Annotated in this window: 10 protein-coding genes and 3 other RNA genes; 6 read left to right on the top strand and 7 right to left on the bottom strand. The window is 64.6% G+C overall.

The features are described from left to right. The first annotated feature begins 537 nt into the window (after window positions 1–537). Window positions 538–613, top strand: a non-coding RNA gene (locus tag FFY45_RS21550) — sX9 sRNA. Between the two features lie 34 nt (window positions 614–647). On the opposite strand, the gene FFY45_RS21545 is transcribed toward FFY45_RS21550, so the two are convergent. Genes FFY45_RS21545 through FFY45_RS21535 form a run of 3 tightly spaced genes read right to left on the bottom strand, consistent with a single transcriptional unit; the run spans window position 648 to window position 3270 of the window. Beyond that, the gene (locus FFY45_RS21545) at window positions 648–1319 is read right to left on the bottom strand and encodes a methyltransferase domain-containing protein (protein ID WP_176341988.1); all 672 of its coding nucleotides are present in this window, start codon (window positions 1317–1319) and stop codon (window positions 648–650) included. 56 nt (window positions 1320–1375) lie between these two features. After that, the gene (locus tag FFY45_RS21540) at window positions 1376–1999 is read right to left on the bottom strand and encodes an SGNH/GDSL hydrolase family protein (RefSeq protein ID WP_176341985.1); all 624 of its coding nucleotides are present in this window, start codon (window positions 1997–1999) and stop codon (window positions 1376–1378) included. After that, complete coding sequence (locus tag FFY45_RS21535; protein ID WP_176341984.1) at window positions 1999–3270, bottom strand: pyridoxal phosphate-dependent aminotransferase; 1272 nt, start codon at window positions 3268–3270, stop codon at window positions 1999–2001. The genes FFY45_RS21540 and FFY45_RS21535 overlap by 1 nt, the downstream gene beginning before the upstream one ends. A gap of 153 nt (window positions 3271–3423) precedes the next feature. On the opposite strand from FFY45_RS21535, the gene rsgA reads away from it, so the two are divergent. The 4 genes from rsgA to FFY45_RS21515 all read left to right on the top strand — a co-directional run bounded on the left by rsgA (window position 3424) and on the right by FFY45_RS21515 (window position 6803). Continuing rightward, window positions 3424–4515 carry a ribosome small subunit-dependent GTPase A gene (rsgA, locus tag FFY45_RS21530; protein WP_176341983.1) on the top strand — a complete coding sequence of 364 codons (1092 nt, stop codon included), beginning with the start codon at window positions 3424–3426 and terminating at the stop codon, window positions 4513–4515. Window position 4516: 1 nt separating this feature from the next. Continuing rightward, entirely contained in the window at window positions 4517–5779 is a 1263-nt protein-coding gene (locus FFY45_RS21525; protein WP_176341982.1) for a flavohemoglobin expression-modulating QEGLA motif protein, read from the top strand. 82 nt (window positions 5780–5861) lie between these two features. Further along, a non-coding RNA gene (locus tag FFY45_RS21520) (sX9 sRNA) lies at window positions 5862–5937 on the top strand. Window positions 5938–6122: 185 nt separating this feature from the next. Further along, the gene (locus FFY45_RS21515) at window positions 6123–6803 is read left to right on the top strand and encodes a type 1 glutamine amidotransferase domain-containing protein (RefSeq protein ID WP_176341981.1); all 681 of its coding nucleotides are present in this window, start codon (window positions 6123–6125) and stop codon (window positions 6801–6803) included. Between the two features lie 64 nt (window positions 6804–6867). Here FFY45_RS21515 and FFY45_RS21510 read toward each other — a convergent pair. The 3 genes from FFY45_RS21510 to FFY45_RS21500 form a co-directional block, all read right to left on the bottom strand. Then, window positions 6868–6944: non-coding RNA, sX9 sRNA (locus FFY45_RS21510), on the bottom strand. Window positions 6945–7264: 320 nt separating this feature from the next. Beyond that, the gene (locus FFY45_RS21505; protein ID WP_176341980.1) at window positions 7265–9184 is read right to left on the bottom strand and encodes an alpha-amylase family protein; all 1920 of its coding nucleotides are present in this window, start codon (window positions 9182–9184) and stop codon (window positions 7265–7267) included. Window positions 9185–9218: 34 nt separating this feature from the next. Further along, entirely contained in the window at window positions 9219–11672 is a 2454-nt protein-coding gene (locus FFY45_RS21500; protein ID WP_176341979.1) for a TonB-dependent receptor, read from the bottom strand. A 267-nt stretch (window positions 11673–11939) separates the two neighbouring features. Here FFY45_RS21500 and FFY45_RS21495 point away from each other — a divergent pair, with 267 nt between their 5' ends. Beyond that, window positions 11940–13259 carry an MFS transporter gene (locus FFY45_RS21495; RefSeq protein ID WP_176341978.1) on the top strand — a complete coding sequence of 440 codons (1320 nt, stop codon included), beginning with the start codon at window positions 11940–11942 and terminating at the stop codon, window positions 13257–13259. A 581-nt stretch (window positions 13260–13840) separates the two neighbouring features. Here FFY45_RS21495 and FFY45_RS21490 read toward each other — a convergent pair. Further along, complete coding sequence (locus tag FFY45_RS21490; protein ID WP_168958248.1) at window positions 13841–14872, bottom strand: LacI family DNA-binding transcriptional regulator; 1032 nt, start codon at window positions 14870–14872, stop codon at window positions 13841–13843. Between the last annotated feature and the right edge of the window lie 180 nt (window positions 14873–15052).

The following is a 15052-nucleotide window of genomic DNA, read 5'->3' as shown; positions in this document are numbered from 1 at the left end:
TGGAGCTGGATTCCTGATTCGCCAGGATTCGGGATTCTGCTTAAAGCGGGTGATCTGTGGCTTGGTTGCAGTGCCCTTGCCCGCCCACCATCGCGGGACACGCCGCAAGTACATCCATGGAGGCTCTTACGCGGCATGCATGCCATGTAGGCTCTTACGCGGCATCCATGCCGCGTAAGGTCCCGCGACGGTGGGCGGGCAAGGACCATTCGGGTTGGTTGGTGTGCATGGTGCAAGCAATGCATCAGGTGCGTTGTTCGGATAACGCTGCGGCCGATCAGCTTCGCAACGCAAAACGCAACGCGATCAACAGGCAGGCTTTCATCAAACGACCGACCAACTTTCTGGTGCGGTGTCCTCGCCGATTGCGGGACCGTGTGGCGGCATGGATGCCGCCACCGAGCCTACATGGACGTACTTGCGGCGTGTCCCGCGAGCGGCGAGGGCACCGCGCACTCGACCAACGCAGCTTGGGATCATCCACATAGCGTCAAGAGCGGCCGTTAAAACGACTGCGCGGCCGCTGCTCGCTGCGGTGTGCACCACGCGTACACACCGGTTCCTCCGCGCCGTCCGCACCCACCTGACGACCGCTCGCTACGTTCTGTTAGGCGTTCTAAATCGAGCCAAGCACTTCGTGCACCGCCTTAGCGCGGTTCGGCCACGATCAACCAGTTGTTGAACGGCGTATTGCCATACAACGGCGCAAACGTCGCGCGCAGACCGGCGGCATCCAACTGTGCCTGCAGACTGTCGCGGGTGGGGTAGCTGCGCGGCATGCGCTGCATCCAGCCGCTCAGATGCGCCAGCACGTCGGTGACGCGGCTGGTGCGGCCACGGCTGCTGGCATCGCCCAAGGCACTGCGGATCACCAGCTTCGCACCGGGTGTGAGCATCTGCGCCACGCTGCGCAGCAGGTTGGCCTGCATGTCGTCCTGCAGATACTGCAGCACATCCAGGATGGTCACGCTGCCGCGGTGTTGCGGCCATGCCACGCTCAGATCGACCACGGCGAACTGCGTATTGCCCAGTGCCGAGCGCTGCGCGATGTGTTGCGCGCGGCGGATCTTGGACGCATCCACATCCACCCCGTGATACGCCAGTGCCTGGCCATCGGCACGTAATGCATGCGCGAGCAGGCCCAGGCCGCAGCCCAGATCCAGTACCGGCGCGTTGGTGCTGCGCAGTTCGGCCAGCACGCCCGGATACAGCGGATCGGTGCGCAACTTGGCCTGCGTGTAGTAGTAGTCGTAGCGATTGCCCAGCGGATGCGGCGGCAGAAACGCGCGCGCGATTGCCAGCGCCTGCGCGCGGCTCATGGGTTGGGTGGCGGTGGTCTGCAATGTCGTTCCTTGGCAGTGAGCGTGTTGCGCGGCTAGCTTAGGGCATCGCGCGCCGCAGGCAGTGCCAATGCGGTCCAGCGCGCATACGTCGCGCCAGAGGGATGCAGGCCATCGTCGACCAGCATGTCTGCCGCATCGCCGCCATCGCGGCTGGTTGCGGTGATGTCGACAAAGCGTACGGCACGTTTGGCGCAGAGATCGGAGGCGACGCTGTTGAAGGCATCGATCTGCGCGGCAATCAGCGCTGTATCGGCGCCCTGCGCATGCGCGAACGGCGTCAGCCCCCAATCGGGAATCGACAACACGAACACGTGCGCTGCACGGCCGCCCGTGAACCCGATCGCACGCTGCAACAACGCATCGAACTGGCTGCGGTACTCGTCCAGCGAGCGCCCGCGGTATTGATTGTTGACGCCGATGAGCAGGCTCACCAGCTGGAATGGCCCCTGCGGTGCGGCTGTATCGATGCCGGCCTGCAGCTCGTCGGTGGTCCAGCCGGTGGTGGCGATGATCTGCGGCGGCGCCACGTTCCAGCCGTAGGCACGCAAACCGTCGACCAATTGCACCGGCCAGCGCTGCGCAGCCGCAACGCCTTCGCCGATGGTGTAGGAATCGCCGAGCGCCAGATAGCGCAACGGCGTACCAGGCGCCGCCATCAGGCCACGCTGCGCGACTTGAGCGGCACGACCTTGGTGACCGCTTCGGCGCGCCGAGCCAGTGCGCGGTCGATACGCGCGAACACATCGCGCATCACTGCCGCTTCCGGCATCAGGGTCACGCGGAAGTGATGGCGATAGGGCACGTTGAAGCTGGAGCCCGGCACCACCAACACGCCTTCCTCGTTCATCAGCTCGAGCGCGAATTCGTGGTCATCGAAATTACGCGCGGCGGGACCTACCACCGCCGGGAACGCGTACAGCGCACCTGCCGGCGCCACCAGCGACAAGTGCTCGCTGGCGGCACAGGCCTCGATCACCGCACGGCGGGTTTCGTACAAACGTCCACCCGGCGCGCACAGCGCCGAGATGGTGTCCGGCCCGTTCACTGCCGCATCGATGGCGTACTGGCCCGGCACGTTGGCGCACAGGCGCAACGCGCCAAGCAGGTCCATCGCGTTGCGCAGATCGTTGACGCGCGATTGCTCGCCCGACAGCAGCGCCCAACCCACGCGCCAGCCACACGCACGGTGCACCTTGCTTAGCCCGCCGAAAGTGATGCACGGGTGCCCACCGGCCAATGGCGCGACCGGCACGAATTCGGCATCGTCGTACAGCACCTGGTCGTAGATTTCATCGACCATCAACAACAGATTGTGCTTGCTGGCAATCGCCACGATGCGCTCCAGCAACTCGCGCGAATAACTGGCGCCGCTGGGGTTGTTCGGATTGATCAGCACGATGGCGCGGGTGCGCGAGGACACCAGCGTCTCGATTTCCACCGGGTCCGGCTGGAAGCCGTTTTCCGGCGCGCAGCGGTAATACACCGGGCGGCCATCGTTGAGGATGGTGGCGGCCGACCACAGCGGATAGTCGGGCGAGGGCACCAGCACTTCGTCGCCGGGATTGAGCAGCGCACGCAGCGACAGGTCGATCAGCTCGCTGACGCCGTTGCCGATGAAGATGCGGTCAGGATGCGCATCGGGGTGCTGGCGCCGCGAATACGCCTTGGCGATCGCCTCGCGCGCTTCGGGCAGGCCCTGTTGATGGGTGTACGGATCGGTGCGGCCCATGTCGTCGGCGATCGCGCGCTGCAGATGCTCCGGCGCACGGAACCCGAACGCCCCCGGGTTACCGATATTGAGCTTGATCAGCTTGCGGCCCTGCGCCTCCAATTCCCGCGCTCGCCGCGCCAGCTCGCCCCGGATCTCGTAGCGGACTTCGGACAGACGCTCGCGGATGACGAGCGGCTTTTGCTGGGCTGTGGACATACGGCAGGCCGGTTGTAGGCGTGAGGCTTGGCATGGTAGCGGAAATATGACAGACGGGCATGCTTGCATCGGCAACGATGTCAAGGGGCGCTTCAGCCCAGGCGCAGGGTCCGATTGCACAAGCCACTGCGGCCAGCCAGCTAGAATCGCCCCATGAGCAACGCACCCCCCGATTACCCCACCCTCCAATCCATCGGCTGGCCCTGGCCTGGCCCTGCCGAGGACCCGTCCTGGCAGGCGGTCTTTGCCGCGCATCCGCAGGCGATGCCGGCGCGGGTGGTGGAGCAGCATCGCACCGGCTATGTGGTGGCCGATACGCCGGAGGCCAGTCTCAAGGCCGAATCCTTGCCGGAGTGGCAGCGGCCGCGTTTCCCGAGCCATGAGCGGGCGGCGGTGGGCGATTGGGTGTTGATGGAGGGCAAGCGCATCGTGGCCTTGCTGCCGCGGCGCACCTCGATCAAGCGCGGTGCGGCCGGCGAGCATTACCACCAGCAGGTGATCGCGGCCAATATCGATACGGTGTTCATCGTGTGCGGGCTGGATGCGGACTTCAATCCGCGCCGCATCGAGCGCTATCTGCTGCTGGTCGGCGGCGGCGGTGCCGAGCCGGTGGTGGTGCTGACCAAGGCCGATCAGACCGAATACGCTGAGGATGCGTTGGCGGTGCTGGAGGAACTGGAAGCGCAGAACATCGCGTTGCGTGCGGTCAATGCCAAGGATCCCGAAAGTGTGGCTGCGCTGCGGCCGTGGCTGGGTGATGGCCGCACCGCAGTGCTGGTGGGCTCGTCGGGGGCCGGCAAGTCGACGCTGACCAATACCTTGCTCGGCTCGCAGAAGATGAAGACCAATGCGGTGCGCGAGAACGATTCGCGCGGCCGGCACACCACCACGCATCGCGCGTTGATTCCGTTGCCGTCCGGTGCCTGCCTGATCGATACGCCCGGTATGCGCGAGCTCAAGCCCACTGGCGAAGAGGACCTGGCCGAGGGCGGTTTCTCGGATGTGGAGGCATTGGCCGCGCAATGCCGCTTCAACGATTGCGCGCATATCGCCGAGCCCGGCTGCGCGGTGCGTGCGGCGATCGAGGCCGATACGCTGGATCCGGAGCGCGTTGCCAACTACATGAAGCTCCGCGTGGAAGTAGCCGCTGCGGCCGAAAAGCTTGCCACGCGCCTGGCGCAGAACAACCGGGGCAAGGGATCGGGCCGGCGGCCTGCCAGCGTCGATCGTACCGGACGCCGCTGAAATGCCGCTGCGCAAGGCGCCGCCGGACATCGTCCATCACGCGGCGCTGGATGTGCGCCTGGTCAAGGCGGTGCGCGGCGTGCGTCTGTTGGCCCTGGCCAGCTGGCCGCGCTCGCTGCAGGAGCCGTTTCTGCAGAGCGTGGCGCGTGGTCAGCCGGAACTGCCGCAGGTGGAGTATCCGGCGCTGGATTTCGGCGATACCCGACGCGAATTGGCGGCGATTGCGAAGGCCGCCGATCCGCATCATCCGCTGGGCGCGTATCTGATCGACTCGGCGCATAGCTGGGGCCTGGCTGCCGGCTTGCTGGAATCGCTGGGCACCACCGCGGTCAGCGATTACTCGGCGCAGCTGTTCGGTGTGCCCGACGACCCGATGCCGGGCAACGGCCCGACTACGCGCGAGGCCGCACGCCACTTTATCCAGATTGCACAGGAACTGGACCGCGAATTGCTGGCGCCCGAAGAACAGGTGCCGGTGTCGGCGACGGCCTTGCGCATGCAGCTGCAGAACGATCTGGATGCGTTCTTCGAAGGCCGCGTCATCACGGTCACGCTGGACCCGGATCTGCTCGCCAAGGCGGCGGCCGGTGCGTATCGCATCCGCTTGCGCAGCGGTGCGACGTTCAGCGATTACGACCGCGCGCAGTTGTTCCACCACGAAGCGCTGGTGCATTCGCTGACCGCACTCAATGGCCGCGCGCAGGTGCATCTGCCCAGCCTGGGCATCTCTTCGCCACGTACTACGGCCACCCAGGAAGGGCTGGCGACGTTTGCCGAGCAGATCACCGGCAGCATCGATATCGAACGCATGAAGCGCATCAGCCTGCGCATCGAGGCGATTGCGATGGCGCGCTCGGGCGCGGACTTCATCGAGGTGTTCCGCTATTTCACCAGCAGCGGGCAGAGCGCAACCGAAAGTTTTTCCTCGGCGCAACGCGTGTTCCGCGGGGTGCCCACCGCAGGCGGCGGCGCCTTCACCAAGGACACTGTGTATCTGCGCGGGCTGGTCGCGGTGCACACGTTCTTCCGGCATTCCCTGCAGCGCGACCAGCTGCAGCTGTGCCGGTACCTGTTTGCCGGCAAGATGGCGCTGGGCGATGTGGCGCGCTTTGCGCCGTTGTTCGACAGCGGCGTGCTGGTTGCACCGCGCTGGCTGCCGCCGTGGGTGAGCCGGGTCAGCGGGCTGGCCGGAATGCTGGCGTTTTCGTTATTCGCCAATCGCATCCGCATGGATCAGCTGCAGCCGCCGGCGATGAATGTCTGAGCATCGTTACGACAGGTTTAGAGCAGCTGAAACAACGACTGCGTTCACCGTCAAGCGGTCTTGGCCAATGCTCGGAATCGGCATGTACCACTCGTACACTCCAGCTCCACTGCGACTTCCGCACCCACCTGGCGACAACTCGCTGCGTTTTGTTATCCGCTCTTGGTAGTCGCGTGTCACTTTCGAATGCCGCCACCGCTGATGCTGCCTCGCGATTGCGAAACCCGCCGGGAGTGGCGCTGAACCGTATGCATCGCGGCGACGTGTTCTACACGATGTTGCAACGGGCTGATCCGGACACTGGTCGCCTCGCCCGAGATGGGCAACGACACGAGGCAATGCGATGAAAATCCTGATGGTGCTCACTTCCCACGACCAACTCGGCGATACCGGCAAGAAAACCGGCTTCTGGCTGGAAGAGTTCGCCGCGCCTTACTACGTGTTCAAGGACGCCGGCGCGGAGATCACCCTGGTCTCGCCCAAGGGCGGCCAGCCGCCGCTGGACCCGAAAAGCGACGAGCCCGACGCGCAGACCGATGCCACCAAGCGCTTCAAGCAGGACGCCGACGCGCAGCAGGCATTGGCCAGCACGCATCGTCTGGCGGACGTCAAGGCGGAGGACTTCGATGCGGTGTTCTATCCGGGTGGCCACGGACCGTTGTGGGATCTGGCCGAAGACGCGCAGTCGATCGCCTTGATCGAAGCCTTCGCCGCTGCCGACAAACCGCATGCCCTGGTCTGCCACGCGCCGGGCGTACTGCGTCGGGTCAAGGGCAGCGATGGCAAGCCGCTGGTCAACGGCCGCCGCGTCACCGGCTTTACCAATGGCGAGGAAGAGGGCGTTGGCCTGACCAAGATCGTGCCGTTCCTGGTCGAAGACGTGCTGACCGAACTCGGCGGACGTTACGAGAAGGGCGCCGACTGGGGCGTGCATGTGGTCACCGATGGCACGCTGGTGACCGGGCAGAATCCTGCCTCGTCCGAAAAAGCCGCCGAGACATTGCTCGAGTTGTTGAAGCGCTGATTTTGCGGTTGTCGTGTGGTCGTGCATCGACCGCCGGAGGAAGCCGCGCCTTTTGATTTGGAGCGGCTGACAAAAACGTAGCGATTAGTCGTCAGGTGGGTGCGGACGGGGCAGAGGAGCGGGCATGTACGAGTTGTACATGCCGATGCCGAGCACCGGCCGCACCCACCTGACGGTGAGAGCAGTAGTTTTGTAGCTTCTCTTGAGTCGTGCGTTTTCAGAATGCCGCAGCATCCGAAAGCTCAACGCAATCTAGTACTCGCAACCAAGCGCACCGACCATCTCGACTGGCCCTTGCCCGCCCACCGTCGCGGGACCTTACGCGGCATGGATGCCGCGTGGACGTACTTGCGGCGTGTCCCGCGATGGTGGGCGGGCAAGGGCCCTGCAGCCAAGCCGCAGACCATCCGCTCTGGCAGATCATCCGCTTCGAAGTGCGCTTCACCACTGCCCAAAACCGCTTAGGCGCTACGCTCCAACCAGCGCACCGCGTAAGCCGGCAGCACCAGTCGCATGTCATCGCTCAGCGATTCGCCAGGCACGTCGCCGCCATCGGCCAACACCTTCCATCGGCCATCCCCGATCGCAGCAAGCTCCACCGTCAGCGGCTGATCGCCGAAGTTGTGCACAGCCAAGAAGTCATCGCCACGCGTCAACGCAAACAGTCGCGGATCGCCCAGCGCCACGCTGCCCAACGCCTGGTCGGCAGCGAGTGCAGAAAGCGCAGCACGTTGCCGGATCAATGCACGCAACCGGCGATACACCTTGCCGCTCAAACTATCCGCAGTCTCACGTTGAGCAGCAAGCTGCCAATCCATCGCCGGACGATGCAACCAGCGGCCTTCGTGCTGACGGAGCGGGTCGCCTCGATAACTGATGTCGTTAGGCAAGGCGAGTTCGTCGCCCATATAGATCAACGGCACACCCGGCATTGCAAGCGCGATCGCATAGAGCAGTACCAATCGATCCACCGCAGTGTCCAACGCCACCGCATCGCCTGCCTCCTGTGCCGCCTGAATGCCCGCAAGCGCAGCGGCCATGCCATTGGTGCCGTGCACGCCGTCGCCACTGCTCTGGAAGCTCTCACCGCGCGCGTAGCTGCCTGGCACATCGTTGGCATAGAAACGCGCGACATCGCGTAACGCAAACGGCGGCTGCTCGGCATTGCCGGCCGCTTCATGCTGCAGCACGTTCCAGCCGATATCGTCGTGGCAGCGCACATAGCTCAGCCACGCGCAGTTGTGCGGCAACGGCGGGCTATGCGCGATGACGGTATGCAGAATGTCGCCGCGTCGCAGCGCCAAGGCCGACCAACCGGCTGCCATCAGCGTGCTGTGATACGCGAGATGGCACTCGTGTCCCTGGTCCGCACCTGTGCCGAAGTAGGGCGGCAGCTGCGTCATCGGCACGATGGCTTCGGCCTTCATCACCACCGAGGGCGCCACGATGTCGGTGACCGCGCGTAGCGCCACCAGCAAGGTGTGTGCCTCGGGTTGATTCATGCAGTCGGTGCCGGTGCGCTTCCACAAATACGCCGTGGAATCCAGCCGAAATGCTTCCACGCCCAGATTGGCCAGCTGCAGCATCGCCAGCGCCATCTCGCCGAACACCGCCGGGTTGCTCCAGTTCAAATCCCATTGATAGGGATAGAAGGTGGTCCACATCCAGTGCGCAGTGTCGTCCACCCAAGTGAAGTTGCCGGGTGCGGTATGCGGGAAGACCTGCCCCAGCGTGGCTTCGTACTGATCGGGCAGGGCCCGATCGGCAAAGTGATGGTAGTAATCGAGATAGCGTGCGTCGCCCGCACGCGCGGCCTGTGCCCAGGCGTGATCGTCGGCGGTATGGTTGAGCACGAAATCCGCGCACAGGCTGATGCCGGCCTCGCGCAGGCGTGTGGTGAGCGCGATGAGGTCGTCGTTGTCGCCCAGGCTTGGTTCGACCTGGCCGTAATCGCTGACCGCAAAGCCGCCATCGTTATCGCCGGCGCGTGCGCGCAGGAACGGCAGCAAGTGCAGATAGCGCACGCCCAGTTCCTGCAGATACGGCACGCGTTCGGCCACGCCTTGCAAGGTGCCGGCGAAGCGGTCCACGTAGGCGCTGTAGCCCAACATCTGTTGTTCGCCAAACCAGCCGGGCTGACGCGTTGTGTCCAGTTGTTGCAGTGGCTGCGGGCGCTGTTGCGCAGTGTTGCCGAGCGCGCTCAACCACTGCGTCAACCACGACGCATAGTCCGGGCGCTGCCCATACAGCGCTTGCAGCGCGTCGAGCAGACGCGGCGCATGCTGATCGAAGCGCGGCAACAGCGTATTCGCACGCTGCGCATCCAACGGCGCAGCAAAGGCTGCGCGCACTACAGTGAAATCGATGGGGGAGGTGCTCATTGGCGAGCGCCGGGAAGAACCCGGCGAGGGGTCCTTAGAAGTCGTAGCGCAAGCTGATGCTGGTGGTGCGGCCGGCGATCGAACGCGCGCGGATGATGCCGTTGGCCGGGATGCTGGCTTCCTCGGCTTCGGTCAGGCCAAACGTGTTGAACAGGTTGTTGACGTTGAGCGCGACGGTGAGCGCATCGGTCACGCGGTAATCGCCGAACAGGTTCACCTGGGTATAGCCGGGCATCTTCAGCTGGTTGGAATCCTGGGTGTAGGCATCGGTGGTGCCGATCAGGTTCACGCCGAACTGGTAGCCGTCGCCGCGATAGCTGGGTGTCAGCTGCCACACGACATCGGCCTGGCGGCGCGGCACATTGCCTGTGTTTTCCGGGGTGATCTGGTCCCTGGAGATTTCCGCATCGGTCCAGGTCAGGCCGCCGTTGACGGTGAATCCTTCGTAGCGGTAGCTGGCTTCCAGCTCCACACCGTGCGCCTTGTAGCTGCGGTTGAAGAAGCGCTGGCTGGTCACTTCGAAGTTCTGTTCCTGGGTGCGTGCGGAGAACGCGGTCGCAAACAGGCTCAGCCCGTCGCGACGCCACTTCAAACCGGCTTCGGTCTGGCGGACCACGTTGACGCCCTCGTCGGAAGACACCGAGCCGTCGTCGCGGATCACGCCGAACAACAGGCGGTCGGCATTGGCGCGTGCACCGCGGCTGATGCGCGCGAACGCGCCCAGGTCGTCGTTGATCAGATAATTGCTGCCCAACGAATACGACAGGTAATTCCAGTCGTAATCCACCGGCCGCGCGTTGGCGGTATCGACCGTGGCCACGCGTTGTTCCACCGGCTGGATCACGCCATCGCCGTTCACGTCCAGGTTCTGTGCGATCGCGGTACCGGAATAGCTGCCGCGTGCATCGCCCATGTCGTAACGCAGGCTGCCGTCGATGCTGAGCTTGCCACTGTCGAAGGTGAGCGCCACGTAAGGTGCGTTCACGTCGTAGCGCAGGTCGTAGCTGCGGGTGTTGCAGCAATCGCCCCAGAACGGCACGCCGTAGGCGTACAAACCGTTTTGCGAGCGCGACACGCCGCCGGCATCGACCACGTTGAGCAGGCGCGAGTCGCGGCCCAGGGTCTGCACGTAGGAGTTCCAGGTCCAGTCCATGTCGATGGTCTGGCGCGAGCTGTAATAGCCCATGCGCAGGGTGAGCGTACGGCCATCGCCGTCGAACGCGCGCGAGACGCTGAGGTCGTTGGTGACGTTGCCCAGGTCGTTGATCGCCACGTTGAACAGATGCGTGCGGATTGCGTTGCCGGTGTAGGCCTGGCCGGCGTCGGGGCCGCTGGCCTGCACCAGTTGCGCGCCAGCGCCGCCGATGGAAGAGGCGAGCGAGGCGGCATCGGTGACTTCGGCCGGGAACGGGCTGACGAAGCGGCCGCTGTTGTCGGCGATGCGGAATTTCTCGCTCAGGTTCCAGCCGTTGCCCAGGTCGAACCAGGCTTCGGCGCCAATGGTGCGCGAGATCGGGTGCATGCCGTCGCCCAGGTCGGTGCGGCGCGGCTGGTTGTTGCCATCCAGGCCCACATCGCTGCGGAAATTGCGGCTGTACAAGGTGTCATTGCCGGGGTCGAAGCCGGCGAAGCCGCCCAGGTCCGGCGAGCCGTCGCGGCCGCGCACGGAGGTGGGCACCGGCAGATAGCCGGCGGCGCGGTCGTTGAGGTATTTGCCGTACACACGCACGTAGCCGTTCTCGAACAGGCGGGTGAGGTTGGCCTTGAGCTGGCCACCCTTTTCGGTGGTGTAACCGGCGTCGCGCACGCCATCGCCCTGGCGAAAGAAGCCGCCGATATTGAACTGCCAATGCTCGGCAAACGGTGCGCCGTAGTTGAAGTCCACGCGCGTGCTGTCGTAATCCACGCCGCGGCTCACGCCGACGCTGCCGCCTGCGGTGTCGCCGGTCTTGCTGATGAAGTTGATGATGCCGCCGGGCGCGTTACTGGTGAACGTCGATGCCGAACCGCCGCGGATCGCTTCGATGCGGTCCATCGTGAAATCCGAACGCAGGAAGATATCCGAGTTGCCGAAGGCGATATCGCCGAACTCCATCACCGGCAAACCGTCTTCCTGCAATTGCAGGAACTTGGCGCCGCCCGAAGCGACGGGGAGGCCGCGCACGGCGATATTGGCGTTGCCTTCGCCACCGCTGGATTCGGAGCGGATGCCTGGAATGTTGCGGAAAATTTCAGCAGTGCTGCGCGGCGCCGATTGCTCGATCGCCTCGGCCCCCACGGTGCTGACCGACACGCTCGATTTCAACTTGGTGGTAGCAGTGGAGGTGCCGGTGACGAACACCGAATCCAGATTGACCGCGGCGCTGTCGGCAGCCGGCGGGGTGGTGGGTGTGCTGGTGGCGTCCTGCGCCAGCGCGGCAGGCACGCACAGGCAGGAGGCGACCGCGCAGGCCAGGGCATGCAGGCGCAGGGTGTGCAAAGTGGACATCGCGGTTCTCTCTCTCACGGATGGTGGTGTGCCGATTTCTGCATCGTCCCCTCCCAGGGAGTGGCCGTGTGGCCTGCAGTGCGAGCGCAGTAATACGCCGCAATGCAATCGATTGCAATCATGCGGTGCAGCAATGTTTGACCGGACGGAAAGGAGTTATCTACATAGCGGAAGTGTGTTGCGGCGCAGCTTTACAATCGATTGCATCAACGGCAGCGTACAGTGCGCTGCGGCCACTAATAGCCGCACCGAAGCTCAGGGCCTTGCATGTCGTCGACCGCTCCACCGCTTTCCTTTGCACGCATCCTGGCGCTCAACGCCGGCTTTTTTGGCGTGCAATACAGCTTCGGGTTGCAGCAGAGCAATATGAGCCCGATCTACAACTACCTGGGCGCCGACCACGCCAGCCTGCCGTATCTGTGGCTGGCCGGGCCGATCACCGGGTTGGTGCTGCAGCCGTTCGTGGGCGCGTGGAGCGACCGCTCGGTGACCCGCTGGGGCCGGCGCATGCCGTACATGGTGCTGGGCGCGCTGGTATGCAGCCTGTGCCTGCTGGCGATGCCGTTCAGTACCGCGTTGTGGATGGCGGTGTGCCTGCTGTGGATCCTGGACGCTGCCAACAACGTGGCGATGGAGCCGTACCGTGCCCTGGTCAGCGATGTGCTTGCGCCACCGCAGCGGCCGCTTGGCTATCTCACGCAAAGCGCGTTCACCGGTCTTGCGCAGACGTTGGCCTATCTCACGCCACCGTTGCTGGTGTGGCTGGGCATGAATCAGGACGCCGCCAATGCGCACCATATTCCCTACGTCACCATCGCCGCGTTCGTGATTGGCGCGGGATTTTCTGCCGCCTCGATCCTGCTCACCGCGCGCAGCGTGCGCGAGCCGGCGATTGCGCCGGCAGAGATCGCACGCATGCGCCAGACCGGTGCGGGCCTGGGCGCGACAGTGCGCGAAATCGTCAGTGCCTTGCGCGCGATGCCGCCGACCATGCGTCAGCTCGCACCGGTGATGCTGTTCCAGTGGTACGGGATTTTTTGCTACTGGCAATACATCGTGCTGTCGCTGTCGACCACGTTGTTCGGCACCACCGAAGCAAACTCGCATGGCTTCCGTGAGGCGGGGCTGGTCAACGGGCAGATCGGTGGCTTCTACAATTTCATCGCGTTTCTGGCGGCGTTTGCGATGGTGCCGGTGGTGCGCCGCTTCGGCCCCAAGTACACGCATGCGGCCTGTCTGGTCGCGGCCGGTATCGGCATGTGGGTACTGCCGGGCATCCAGGACCGCTGGTTGATGCTGCTGCCGATGATCGGCATTGGCCTGGCCTGGGCCAGCATGATGGGCAACCCGTATCTGATGCTGGCCGACAGCATTCCGCCCGAGCGCACCGGCGTGTACATGGGCCTGTTCAATCTGTTCATCGTGCTGCCGATGCTGATCCAGATCGTCACCTTGCCGCTGTATTACGAGCGGCTGTTGCACGGCGACCCGCGCAACGTGGTCCGTCTTGCCGGCGCGCTGATGTTGGCCGCGGCGATCGCGATGCTATGCGTGCGCGTCCGCAAGCCCAAGGCGGTGGCGGCTTAGAGCGGCTGACAAACGACTTCACGCCGGTCTACTGCAGGCCGGCTGATCTGCTGCCTGGCTGCGGGGCCCTTGCCCGCCCACCATCGCGGGACACGCTGCAAGTACGTCCTTGTAAGCTCTTACGCGGCATCCATGCCGCGTAAGGTCCCGCGACGGTGGGCGGGCAAGGACCAGTCGAGATGGTCGGTGTGCAGGGTTTTAAACAAAGCTACCGTTCAACTCTCTGGTGCGGTGTCCTCGCCGCTTGCGGGACCGTGTGGCGGCATGGATGCCGCCACCGAGCCCCCAGGGACGGGTTCACGGCGTGTCCCGCGAGCGGTGAGGGCACCGCGCCCTCGACCGACTCAGCGTTCGACCTGGACTTTTGACTGCATCCACCAATATGCGGCAGACAAAACCACTGCACTCACTGACAGGCGACCGCTCGCTAGGTTTTCTTAGCCGCTCTTAGTCGCCACGCCTGCATTGCTGCATACCGGGCGCCGTCGAGTGCGCTCGCGGAGGCGAGGACGTACGGCTGCGCGCAGCACCTCCGCTTTTGCGATTCCCCAATCCCCAATCCCCAATCCCCAATCCCCGCTTCAAGCGGACTCGCGCACCACCAGCTTCACCGCCATTTCCACCGATTCCACTGATTCGCCCGCGATCAGTGCCAACAGCCGATCCACCAGCAGGCGTGCCGCGAGCCCCAAGTCCTGCCGCACCGTGGTCAGTGGCGGCTGGCTATAGGCGGCCAGCGGGATGTCGTCGAATCCCACCAGCGAAATGTCCTGCGGCACACGATGGCCGGCTTCGACCAGGGCACGAATCGCACCGACTGCGATCACATCGGAGGCCGCGAACAGCCCATCCGGTGGATCGGTCTTCTTGAGCATCGCGCGGGTGAGGCGGTAGGCGTCTTCGCTGAGGAAGTGGCTGCGTGCATGCAGGCGCGTGTCGAATTCGAGCCCATGCTGCTCAAGTGCATGCCGATACCCGGCAAAGCGCGGTGCGACCTCGGGCAGTTGATCGTCGCCCAGAAAGGCGATACGGCGACGGCCACTGGCGATCAGATGCTCGGTGGCAATGGCGCCGCCCTGAAAGTTGTCGCTACCCACGCTGATGTACGACTGCCCTTCGATCTTGCTGCCCCACACCGCCATCGGCAGACCGTCGCGCGCGGCAGCATCGAGCGCATCGTGTTCGGAGCTTTGCCCGAGCACGATCACGCCATCTGAGCGGCTGCCGCGTGCGAGTTGTTCCACCCATCCATCCTGATGCCGATCCAGCTTGGACAGCAGCATGCTGTAGCCGCGCCCGGTGAGTTCTTCGGCCAGCAACGCCAGCATGGTCATCATGAAGGGATCGGATAACGGCTGATCGAGCGCATGCATCATCGGCACTGCCACGCTCACCGTGTTCGAGCGTTTAGCGCGCAGGCTGCGTGCGATCGGATCGACCTGATAGCCGGCATCGGCGGCAATCTGCTTGATGTAGGCGCGTGTGCGCTCGGCCACCACCGGGCTGCCGGCGAGTGCGCGCGACACGGTGGATTCGGACACGCCCGCCATGCGGGCGATGTCGGCCATCTGCGGGCGGGCGCCCGGCGTTGCGCGTTCTGAAGGTTTGACCATGACAACGCGCTGCTTAAAAACCAGAGTGTAATCAGTTCGCGCAGCAGGCGGGTCACTCATCGCAGTGGCGGTTGCTTGCGGGGATGACCAACTGCAAGCACGCACATCGGTGCAAGCGCACAGCCTGTAGGTTGTGCTTGCCACTCGCCAAGCATGACGCTTCGCAGGAGCAGACAAAAC

Source organism: Xanthomonas hortorum (assembly GCF_011305375.1).
Classification (GTDB): Bacteria; Pseudomonadota; Gammaproteobacteria; order Xanthomonadales; family Xanthomonadaceae; genus Xanthomonas; species Xanthomonas hortorum_E.
This window is presented reverse-complemented; position numbering and strand designations above follow the sequence as displayed.